Origin of the sequence: Candidatus Angelobacter sp. (assembly GCA_035607015.1) — a bacterium.
Lineage (GTDB): Bacteria > Verrucomicrobiota > Verrucomicrobiia > Limisphaerales > AV2 > AV2.
Window position 1 is genome coordinate 1 of the sequence record DATNDF010000054.1, and the last position, 11,226, is coordinate 11,226.

General features: G+C 58.5%; 11 protein-coding genes. 10 read left to right on the plus strand and 1 reads right to left on the minus strand.

All coding sequences use genetic code 11. The features are described from left to right. The 10 genes from nuoH to VN887_02240 form a co-directional block, all read left to right on the plus strand. Positions 1-1,061 (plus strand): NADH-quinone oxidoreductase subunit NuoH (gene nuoH / locus VN887_02195; GenBank protein ID HXT38812.1); only part of this gene is annotated, 1,061 nt, incomplete at its 5' end. 4 nt (positions 1,062-1,065) lie between these two features. Beyond that, positions 1,066-1,581, plus strand: a complete 516-nt coding sequence (locus tag VN887_02200) for an NADH-quinone oxidoreductase subunit J (protein ID HXT38813.1) — start codon at positions 1,066-1,068, stop codon at positions 1,579-1,581. 94 nt (positions 1,582-1,675) lie between these two features. Further along, complete coding sequence (gene nuoK / locus VN887_02205) at positions 1,676-1,987, plus strand: NADH-quinone oxidoreductase subunit NuoK (protein HXT38814.1); 312 nt, start codon at positions 1,676-1,678, stop codon at positions 1,985-1,987. 14 nt (positions 1,988-2,001) lie between these two features. Further along, on the plus strand, positions 2,002-2,979 hold the full coding sequence (locus tag VN887_02210) for a hypothetical protein (protein HXT38815.1): 978 nt from the start codon (positions 2,002-2,004) through the stop codon (positions 2,977-2,979). 14 nt (positions 2,980-2,993) lie between these two features. Continuing rightward, entirely contained in the window at positions 2,994-5,057 is a 2,064-nt protein-coding gene (gene nuoL / locus VN887_02215; GenBank protein ID HXT38816.1) for an NADH-quinone oxidoreductase subunit L, read from the plus strand. Next, positions 5,054-6,610, plus strand: coding sequence for an NADH-quinone oxidoreductase subunit M (locus VN887_02220; protein HXT38817.1), 1,557 nt, complete (start codon positions 5,054-5,056; stop codon positions 6,608-6,610). The genes nuoL and VN887_02220 overlap by 4 nt, the downstream gene beginning before the upstream one ends. Before the next feature lie 119 nt (positions 6,611-6,729). Further along, positions 6,730-8,283 (plus strand): NADH-quinone oxidoreductase subunit M, encoded by a 1,554-nt coding sequence (locus tag VN887_02225; GenBank protein HXT38818.1) that lies wholly within the window; start codon positions 6,730-6,732, stop codon positions 8,281-8,283. After that, positions 8,280-9,785 (plus strand): NADH-quinone oxidoreductase subunit N, encoded by a 1,506-nt coding sequence (locus tag VN887_02230; GenBank protein ID HXT38819.1) that lies wholly within the window; start codon positions 8,280-8,282, stop codon positions 9,783-9,785. The genes VN887_02225 and VN887_02230 overlap by 4 nt, the downstream gene beginning before the upstream one ends. 139 nt (positions 9,786-9,924) lie before the next feature. Then, positions 9,925-10,473: a glutathione peroxidase gene (locus VN887_02235; protein HXT38820.1), complete on the plus strand. Its 549-nt coding sequence runs from the start codon at positions 9,925-9,927 to the stop codon at positions 10,471-10,473. Positions 10,474-10,562: 89 nt separating this feature from the next. Beyond that, positions 10,563-10,865, plus strand: coding sequence for a Dabb family protein (locus VN887_02240; protein HXT38821.1), 303 nt, complete (start codon positions 10,563-10,565; stop codon positions 10,863-10,865). A 26-nt stretch (positions 10,866-10,891) separates the two neighbouring features. Here the strand turns inward: VN887_02240 and VN887_02245 are convergent. Further along, positions 10,892-11,226: helix-turn-helix transcriptional regulator (locus tag VN887_02245; GenBank protein ID HXT38822.1), on the minus strand; the 335-nt coding region annotated here is incomplete at its 5' end.

The following is an 11,226-nucleotide window of genomic DNA, read 5'->3' on the forward strand; positions in this document are numbered from 1 at the left end:
GGGTCACAACAGTCATCGAGCGCAAGGCCATCGGCCGGATTCAGAACCGCTACGGACCGAATCGCGTCGGCCTGCCGTTCACGGACCTGCGGCTTTTCGGTTTCGGCCAGTTCATCGCCGACGGCATCAAGGCGCTCACAAAGGAAGATTTGGTGCCGCGCGCGGCGGATCGGATTGTCCATTTCCTCGCGCCGATTGTGTTGATCGTGCCGGTGTTTCTGGCGTATGCCGTTCTGCCTTTTGGGCGGAACATGGTGCCGATCGATCTTGATACCGGCGTGTTGTTCTTTTTCGCCGTGGGCGCCGCCACCGAGCTGTCGGTGTTCATGGCCGGGTGGTCAAGCCGCAACAAATACTCGTTGCTGGGCGCGATGCGCGCCATCGCCCAGATGATCAGCTATGAAGTGCCGCTCATCCTCGCGGCGGTCCCGGTGCTGATGATCGCAGGTTCGCTCTCGACGGTGACGATTGTCGGAGCGCAGGCGGAGTACTCGGGTCAGCTGCCACACTGGCACGTTTTCACGCCCTGGGGACTCACCGGTTTTGTTCTGTTTGTGATCGCGGCGATGGCCGAGTCGAACCGTTCGCCGTTCGACCTGCCGGAAGGGGAGTCGGAGATCATCGCCGGTTACTTCCTCGAATACTCCGGCTTCAAGTTCGCGCTCTTTTTTCTTGCGGAGTACCTGGGCATGTTTGCGATCAGCGGCATGGCGGTCACGCTGTTTCTGGGCGGCTGGACCGCTCCTCTGGCGATGCTCGACTGGCTGCCGTCGTGGTTCTGGTTTTTTTCGAAGATCGTTGCGCTGATTTTCTTTTTCATCTGGGTGCGCGGCACGGTGCCGCGCCTGCGCATTGATCAACTGATGAATTTTGCCTGGAAGTTCATGCTGCCCATGGCGCTCATCAACATCTTCGCTGCCGGCGTGTGGCGCTTCGAATCGCCCGGGCCGGTGCGATGGCTCGTGTGCGGCGCCATGGTCGGTGTGCCGTACTATCTGCTGGCGCGCGGGCTGGCCGCCCGGCAGCACCTCGGCAGGCGTACTTATCGATTTGCCGAATGATCCGATGAATCTTGTCTTTTTCATCCTCGCCCTGGTGACGGCCGCCGGCGCGGTCGCGGCCATGGGCCTGCGCAACCTTGTGCATTGCGCGCTTTGCCTGATGGCGGCCTTCGCCGGACTGGCTGCGTTGTATCTCCAGCTCGGCGCGCAATTCGTCGGTCTGGCGCAAGTCCTCGTTTACATCGGAGCGGTCGCGATTCTGATCGTCTTCGCCATATTGCTGACGCGCGGAGCGGAATCGCCATCGCAACCGGTTGTGTCCGGACGATGGTTCATGGGGGTGGCCATCGCCGCGCTGACGTTTGGCAGCCTGGCGATGGCCATCATCACCAGTGCCTCCGTTTCTCTGCCGCGCGGACCAAAGTCGGATGTCGCCGCCGACGTGGCCATGAAAAACATCGGCACAAAACTCATGACCGATTACGTCCTGCCGTTGGAAGTCATCGCATTGCTGTTGACCGCGGCGATGATTGGCGCGGTCATCATCGCCATGCGCGAGGCGACCCCGGAATCCAAATGACAGCCACCGTCCAACCGCACCGCAGGAAAAGTGAAAAGGCGCAGGGGAGAATGCTGCCGTTTTCGCCTCCCGCAGTTTTTATTTGCCAGACCGCATGACGCCGCTGCCTTGTTATCTGTTGTTGTCGGCTTTGTTGTTCGCCATCGGATTGGCGGGCGCATTGACTCGCCGCAATGCCATCATTGTGCTCATCGGCATTGAACTCATGCTCAACGCGGCGAACCTGAACTTCATTGCGTTCTGGCGTTTCAGTGAGCACCCGGAAGCGCTGACCGGCATCCTGTTCGTGATTTTCTCGATTGGCGTCGCGGCGGCGGAAGCGGCGGTGGGCCTCGCGCTCATCATCGCGATCTACCGGCATTACAAGACTACAAATGTGGATCAGATGGATTCGATGAAGGGATAAACCGGGCACAGTTCATGACGATACCTCATGGCAACCGCGCAGTTCTTGTGAACGAGCTGGCGCTTAGGCCTGGCGAAGGCGATTTGTTTGTCGGCAAACTGCGGGGTTTCCCTTTCGGGCTAAAGTTTATCGAATCCCCTGGTTCGGTTCTGCTTTTGTTCCAGATCCGCCATCCGTTCTTGGCCCAAATGAAAGAAGTCGGTTCGATTCAGTTCTGCGATGAAATAGTACGACTGATGGAGCAAAAAAAGATCACGATCGAATTTGAAGACAAATTAATCTGGCTCACTTTTGTTGACGCAGAAAATTACCTCGAAAGCGGAATGGTAAAACGACTACTCGACGAAATCTTGTCCTCATTGGAAACGGCGGGGTTGGCACCTCTGCCGGATATTTGTTTCTACTGTGGTAGAAACAAAGTTGAATCCCTTACCTGCATCGATGGAAAAGTGGCCCAAATCTGTCCGATATGTTTGCAAGAGCGGTTGAGTTCATCGGGGAATCGTCCGGGCGATTCAACCGAAGGAGTTGCCTCGATTTCGGTTCTGACGCCGGTGGCTGCTACCATCGGAGCAGTTTGCTGGACCTTGGTATGGATCGGTTATGACCTTCTCTTTGAACTTCTGAAGACGAATGTCATTTATGTTCCGCGCATCGTCGAGTTGGTGGTGCTGGTTTGCGTGGCCGCTATCGTGGGTGGCCCGATAGGATTCCTGATCAAGCGGGTTCGCCGTCGGGGGGGGAAACTATCAGTCGTGGCAGCCGTCGTTTGTACAATCGGTGCCATTATGATTGGGGAAACGCTCTACGTGGCTTGGCTGATCTATCGGGAGTTCAAAGTGTTTTCCTTGTCCGCCGCTTGGAGCGTTCTCCCGAGACTTGAACTTGAGATGGGAGGGTTTCACTTGGTAATCAAAGCGCTCGCGGCGTTTGTGTCTATTGTTTTGGCCGCGGAAATAGCAAAACCCTCAAGAGGGAAATTGAATCTATAGGGACAAACGCAACCATGGACGTGATTGTAAAAAACCTCTGGTTGATTCCCGCGCTGCCGCTGCTGGCGGCGGGGGTGACGGCACTGGCGAAACGGCCGCAGCGCCAGTTCGCGGCGACCCTGGCCATTGGCTCGATGACTCTCGCGTTCCTGTTGTCATGCTGGGCGTTCATCGGAACGCTGGGCAGACATGCCGGCGCGGACGTTGAGCGTCAAATTCACAACGTTAACTGGCTGCAGTTCGGCGACGCCTCGCTGAAACTGGGCTGGGTGCTCGACCCGCTCACGGCGATCATGCTCGTGATGGTCACGTTCGTCGGGCTGCTGATTTTCATCTACAGCGTCGGTTACATGGAACACGATGAGAATTTCACGCGCTTCTTCTGTTTCTTGTCACTGTTTGCCGCCGCCATGCTCGGGATCGTTATCTCGAACAGCTTGTTGCTTCTGTTCATCAGTTGGGAACTGGTCGGGCTGTCATCGTACCTGTTGATTGGTTTCTGGTATGACAAACCCAGTGCGGCAGCCGCGGCGAAAAAGGCGTTCATCGTCACGCGCATCGGCGACATGGGATTTTTCCTCGGCATCCTGTGGCTCTATGCGAAAACGGGCACGCTGCTGTTCTATGACAATGGCAACGGCTGTCTCGAACAGGACGCGCTCACCCGCTTGGTGGCGCAGACAACATCCGTGGGTATCACGGTTTCAACAGGCATTTCCCTTCTGATTTTCTGCGGGGCGATTGGCAAGTCCGGGCAGGTGCCGTTGCATGTCTGGCTGCCCGATGCGATGGAGGGTCCGACGCCTGTGAGCGCGCTGATCCACGCCGCAACGATGGTGGCGGCGGGTGTGTTTCTGGTGGCGCGGGTTTATCCGTTGATGAGCGGGAACCTCGAAGGTGAGGCAGCGAATACCGCGGCTCTGCAGGCGGTGACCTGGGTTGGCGCCATTACCGCCGTTTTCGCCGCGCTCATCGCCGTCGCGCAGAATGACATCAAACGGATACTCGCTTACTCCACGGTATCCCAACTCGGTTACATGATGATGGGCCTCGGTGTCGGGGGCGTCGCTGTCGGGATGTTTCACCTCATCACGCACGCATTTTTCAAGGCGCTCTTGTTCATGGGCGCCGGTTCGGTGATTCACGGCTGTCACAAGGAACAGGACATCCGCAACATGGGTGGCCTGAGGATTTTCATGCCCGTCACGTTCGTGACCTACGCCGTCGGCATGATGGCCTTGTGCGGTGTGCCGTTCTTTTTCTCGGGATTCTGGAGCAAGGATGAAATTCTCCACGAGGCGTTCCTGTGGAAACCGTCGGTGTGGCCGTTTTGCCTCGGCGTGTTCGGCGCGCTGCTGACGGCGTTCTACATGACGCGGCAGGTCTGTTATGTGTTCTTCGGACACAACCGCGACACGCGGACCTCGTTTTCACCCAGGGGACTGGCGTATGCCGGGCCGCACGAAAGCCCGCCGGTGATGACCTGGCCGCTTGTCATCCTCGCCGCGTTCGCCGTGCTGCTGAGTTTGATCGGAACGCCATTCTGGCCGTGGTTTCAAAGCTATTTAAGCGGTCACGCCGTGACCGCCGGTTTCCGCTGGGAAGCATTGTTTGTGATGCTGATCTCAATCCTTGTCGTGGCGCTGGGACTGGGCGCGGGCTGGTGGCTGTACGGCCGGCGACCTGCCAAAACCGCGGAAGCGCCCGACCCGCTCGAAGAAATCCAGGCGGGCGCGTTCGGGGTTCTACGGGACAAGTTCTTCGTGGACGAATTGTACGAATCCACCGTTGTCCGCCTTAACGCGCGGTTCTCCCGCTTCTGCCACTGGCTCGACAGCGTCGCGCTCGACACACTGGTGCTGATTGCATCCCATCTCGTGGTGGGGCTTTCCTGGCTCAATCGCCTCATCGACGAATATGTGATCAATCCCGGCTTTGATGAAGCGTGCAAGGGAGTTCGGAACGGAGGCGGATTTCTGTCGCGTCTGCAGGACGGTCAGGTGCAGAACTATCTTCGTGTCCTCGGATTGTCGCTCACCGTTCTGCTGCTGTTGCTGACCTGGGGGTGTGGGAAATGAGCGGCTTTCCCTGGATCACGGCGCTGACGCTGACGCCGCTTGCGGGTGGCTTCGTCGTCATTGCGGTAGGGGTCCGGCGAAGCCGCCTGGCCCGCGGTCTGGCGCTGGCATCCAGTTTCGTTTCGCTCGCCCTCGTGGCGTTGATCTGCAAACAGTTTGACCCTGCCTCGGCCGAGTTGCAGTTCGCCGAGCGGCACGACTGGATTTCGAGACTCGGCATCGAATATTTCGTCGGCGTGGATGGGCTCAACCTGTTGATGATTCTGCTGACGGCGATCATCGTGCCGATGGCGATGCTCGCATCGTCGAACGCCGTTGAACGGCCGCCGCTGTATCACGCGCTGATGCTCTTTCTTCAATGCGGCCTGTTCGGCACGTTCACGGCGCTGAATTTCTTCCACTGGTTCATTTTCTGGGAACTGAGTCTCATCCCGGCGTTCTTTCTCATCAAACTCTGGGGAGGACCGCAACGCGGCGCGGCTGCGACGCAGTTTTTCATCTACACAATGGTCGGGAGCGTCACACTGCTGCTGTCGTTTCTGGCGATTTATCAGGCGGTCGGCACGTTCGACTTCATTCGTTTGGGCGAGTTGGGACGCAGCGGCGAGCTGGCTTCGGCGTTCTCGGCGAAACTCGGTTGGTACGATCTCACGCAGAAGCGGCTTGCTCTGGTCATTTTCACCGGCGCGTTTCTGGGTTTCGCCGTGAAAGTGCCGTTGATGCCGTTCCACACCTGGCTGCCGCTGGCCTACTCGGAAGCGCCGACGCCGGTCACGATGCTGTTGACCGGCGCAATGTCCAAGATGGGCGTCTATGGTTTTCTGCGCATCCTGCTGCCGATTTTTCCCGACCAAATGCGCCTTGTGTTGACGCCGCTGTTGTGGCTGAGCGTTCTCACGATCGTGCTGTCGGCCGCGGCGGCCTTTGCACAAAAGGATTTGAAGCGCACCTTCGCCTACTCATCCGTCAACCACCTCGGTTACTGTCTGCTCGGCGTTTTCGCAGTGGCAAGGCTGACTGGCGACGACCCGGGTCTGGCGCGGGAAAAGGCGGCGGCCCTGAATGGCGTGCTGCTGCAAATGTTCAATCACGGCTTGACCGCGGCCACAGTGTTCTGCTTTCTCGATTTCGTCGAACGGCGCGCGGACGGCCTGCGCGGATTGAACGACTTCGGCGGGTTGCGCAAAGTCGCGCCGGTTTTCTGCGGCCTGATGGGTATCACGCTTTTCTCGTCTCTCGGCCTCCCGGGTCTGAACGGGTTCGTCGGCGAATTCCTTATCTTCAAGGGCGCATTTCCGCTGGCGACGTGGGCGACCGCGCTGTCCACGCTCGGGCTGCTGATCACCGCCGTGTTCATTTTGACCGTCATTCAACGGGTCTTCAACGGGCCGCTGAACGACAAATGGCCGGAATTCAAAGACCTCTCAACGCGGGAACGCTGGATTGTGCTGCCGGCAATTTTGTTGATGTTTGTGCTCGGCGTTTGCCCCCAGCTTGCCCTTGGAGCCGTCAACGCGACGGTCGTACAACTGGTGGCGCAACTGAGATTTTAATCACGGATGAACATGGACAGGCGCGAATCAAATCCGGTCCTCAAAGGACGCGACACGATCGGTGGGGACGTCAGCCTCCGGTCTGCGTATCAGGATTTGTCCGGCGGTCCCTATCGAGAATGTTAACCTGGACGATTTACATTTCGTTCGTCGGGGTTGCGGTCCTGACATTGCTGCCGCGTGAGAACGCGAGGGCGGCGCGGATCGTGGCGCTGTTGACGACGCTGCTGGGGTTCGTTGTCGCATTGATGGGCGTCGTGAAAGGGAGCACCGGCATTGAGACGTTCTGCGACGCACCGTGGGTCCCGAAGCTCGGCATTCATTTTCATCTGGCGGCGGACGGAATCAGTCTGACGCTTGTCCTGCTGACCGGCCTCGCGTCCGTGTCGGGAATCCTGTTTTCCTGGAACGTAGAGCATCGTGCGAAGGAGTTTTTCGCCTTTTACCTCGCGCTGATTGGCGGCGTCTATGGCGTGTTCCTCAGTTTTGATTTGTTTCTGCTCTTCGTTTTCTACGAACTCGCGATCATTCCGAAATATTTCCTGATCGCGATCTGGGGTTCGACGCGCAAGGAATACGGCGCGATGAAGCTGGCGCTCTACTCGTTTGTCGGCAGCGCCATGGTGCTGGTCGGGTTGATCGCGGCATTCGTCACGGCCGGGGCAAAGACGTTCGATCTCGCCGAACTGGCGAAGTTTCCGTTCCCGCACAGCTTCCAGATGTGGGCGTTCCCCCTGGTGTTCGTGGGCTTCGCGATTCTCGCGGGCATGTGGCCGTTTCACACCTGGGCGCCAACCGGTCACGTGGCCGCGCCAACAGCCGCGTCAATGTTGCTGGCGGGCGTGGTGATGAAACTCGGCGCGTACGGATCTTTGCGCGTGGCGATGACGTTGTTTCCGGAAGGACTGGGTGATTGGAGCTTCGGAGTGATGGGAATGCACTCGTGGCGTGACGTTCTCGCGGTGCTGGCGGTCGTTGGCATCGTGTATGGCGCAATGGTGGCGCTGGTGCAAAAGGATTTCAAATTCGTCATCGGCTATTCGAGCGTAAGCCACATGGGCTTTGTGCTGCTCGGGCTGATGACGCTGAATGACATCGGATTCAGCGGCGCGGTTCTGCAAATGTTTTCCCACGGCATCATCGCCGGACTGCTGTTCGCCGTCGTTGGACGGATGGTTTATGACCGGACGCACACGCGCGACCTCGGGGAGTTGGAAACGCTGAGGTTGGGCAAAACTATGCCGTTCGCCGCAGCAACATTCGTCATCGCCAGTGTTGCTTCGATGGGCCTGCCAGGTTTCAGCGGGTTCGTCGCCGAATTACAGGTCATCATCGGAGCGTGGCGGGCGTTTCCTACCCTGGCGGTGCTGGCGGGCCTCGGAATTCTGATTGGCGTGGCTTACACCCTGCGTGTTTTGCAAAAGGCGTTTTTCGGCGAATTACCACCCGTTGCCCAGCCCGCCTCTCCAACCGATGGCCAGAGCCCGGGCGATGGCGCGGGCAGGGGGCATCAGAAATTTGATCGGGTTTCTGTTCCGGAACGCATCGGCGCGGTCATTTTGATGGCGGCGGCGCTGATCATCGGGCTGTTTCCGGGACTGTTGCTGGACATCATCATTCCGAGCTTCAATTCCTCTTTGTTTGACGGATTGAGAAAGGCGGGTGTGTTGTGAACGGGGCCGGTTACTTCGACATTCTCAAGCTGGCCATGCCGGAAACCATCGTGTCCATCACGGCGCTTGTCGTGTTGTTCGTCGATCTGGGTATCATGCGGTCGGTGGAGGGACGCTGGCGCCGGCTGGCGTTGGCGGTGATCGCGGCGGCGGGTTGCGGTATCGCGCTGTTCTGGACGTTCCAGGTCGAGCAACACGCCGCGCCGGATTTCCTGCGCGGAATCGTCGTTGTCGATCCGCTGACACGACTGGTAAAACAGTCGGTGCTGGTGCTGACGATTTTTGCAGTCTGGACTTCCATCGATGGCACGTTTACCGCGCACAGCGGAGAATACTTTGCCCTGTTGTTGCTGGCGACCGTCGGCATGATGTTCATGGTGGGATCGGAAAACGTGCTGATGATTTTCCTTTCGCTCGAGCTCATCAGCCTTTCTCTCTACGTCCTGACGGCGTTCAACAAGCGTAGCATTCAATCCGCCGAAGCCGCCTTGAAATACTTTCTGTTCGGGGGCATGGCGGCGGCCTTCATGCTGTTCGGGCTGAGTCTGCTTTATGGGCTGTCCGGATCGGTCGAATTGCGCGGGATCGCGGCCGCGCTGAAGGGGAGGGGACTCGATCCGCTTCTGGCCTCGGCCATCGTGATGGTCGTGATCGGATTCGGATTCAAGGTCGCCGCTGTTCCGTTTCATCTCTGGGCGCCGGACGCGTATCAGGGCGCGCCGACGCCGAGCGCGGCGTTCATCGCGTCAGGGTCCAAGGTCGCGAGTTTTTTCATCCTGGCCAAAGTGATGATGCTGGGATTTGCCGGCGCGGAAGGAGACGGCGGCTGGCGCGCGTTCTCAGCCGGCTGGGTGCCGCTGCTGGCGGTCATTGCCGTGTTCTCAATGCTGCTGGGCAATCTGGCCGCGATCGCCCAGAGCAACGTGAAACGGCTGCTTGCCTACTCGGCCATCGCGCACGGAGGCTACGCGTTGTTGGGCGTGCTGAGCAATCAACCGCAGGGGGTCGCCGCGCTGGTCTATTATGTCGTGACCTACGGATTGACCGTGCTCGGCGCTTTCGCGGTTGTCTCGGTTGTCGAGGCGCAAACGGGCGACGCGCGGCTGGCCAGTTTTGCCGGCCTTTCCCGCCGTGCTCCGCTCATTTCGTTGTGTATGATGGTCTTCATGCTTTCCTTGGCGGGCATTCCGCCGCTGGCGGGGTTCTTCGGGAAGTTTTACGTGTTCACCGCAGCTGTGAATGCGGAGCCGAAAAACCTGGGTCTGCTCTGGCTGGTGATCTTCGCGATCGCGATGAGCGCAGTGTCGCTTTACTACTACCTGATGGTGCTGAAGCGGATTTACGTCGGCGAGCCATCCACCGAGGTTTCGCCGGTTCAGGCCACCCCGCCGTTTGTTGTGGGCGTTGTTATCATTGCGCTCGGGGTCCTGGCGTTGGGCTGCTTTCCCGATCTTCTGGTCGGCGCCTTGTCCGCGGCGATCGAGGCCGCGGGCCTTGGATGAATGCGGTCGGCCATCGCAGGCGGACCGGCTGAAGTATTCCGTCCGACGCGTTATTTCCGGAGGGCGACGGCAGAACGGCGGATTGTGCGGGCCGTTTTCGTCGTTTGACAATCCCGTGGTGACGGCAATACTGGCGCGCATGAAATCAATTGTCTTGGTGCTCGTAGTTTTGGCCATCCAGGTTGTCCTGGCTGATTCGAAATCTTCGCTGTATTCGATTCCCTTGAAAGACATCAACGGAAAGGACACATCCCTCAAGGAGTATGAAGGCAAGGTGTTGCTGGTGGTCAACGTCGCGTCCAAATGCGGTTTCACCCCGCAGTATAAGGCGCTGGAAGCCATCCACCGGAAATACAAGGACAAGGGATTCACCGTCGTCGGTTTTCCCTGTAATGATTTCGGCGCGCAGGAACCGGGCACGCCCGACGAAATCAAAAAGTTTTGCACGGAAAATTATGACGTGACCTTCCCGCTGTTTGCCAAGCTCCACGTCAAGGGGGCTGAACAGCACCCGCTTTACGCCGAACTGACCGGCAAGAACTCGCCGTATCCGGGGGATATCAAGTGGAACTTTGGAAAATTCCTGGTCGGCCGCGACGGCAAAATACTGAAGAGGTTCGAATCGCAGACGAAACCGGACGCGCCCGAGGTGACCGGGGCCATTGAGGCCGCGCTGGCAGCGAAGTAGCCGCGGGCGGATTTTCTTGAGATGCGGGCTTTACGTTGCGCGGGATTTCCCGCAGACTCCGGCCCGCATTTATTTTATACCAAACGAATATGGCCAAAATCAAGCACATCGCCCTCTTCAAGTTCAAAGAGGGAACGTCCGACGAGCAGGTTCAAAAGGTTCTCGATGAACTGATGGAGTTGAGTGAAAACGTGCCGGGCATTGAGGATTACGTCGCTGGATTGAACAACAGTCCCGAGGGGTTGAACAAAGGCTACACGCACGGCTTCGTGATGACCTTTACTGACGCCGCGGCGCGGGACGCCTACCTGCCGCACCCGGAGCATGAGCGGATCAAAACCGAAGTGCTGCCGCTGATTGAAGACGTCGCCATATTCGATTTTGAGGTGTAGTTGGCGCGTGCTGCGATCTCCCAGGCTCAGATCGCGGCCGGCGGTTTTTTCTGAGCCCGTTCTCGCTGCCGGTATTGGGACGGAGAGACGCCGGTCATGCGCTTGAAATCGCGACTGAAATAAAACTGATCGTAGTATCCGGTTTCCTCGGCGATTTTCGCGATGGAAGTATTCGTCTCCAACAGACGGTGTTTGGCCTGATTGATCCGCTCGCGGCGCAGCCAGTCGATGGGGCTGGTGCCGGTCGCCGCCTTGAAATTGCGGAAAAAGTTCGTGATGCTCATGCCCGCCAGCCTCGCGAGTTCCTCGACCCGAAGCGGTTTCTGATAGTAGAGCCGCATGGCTTCAAGTGGTTTGTGCA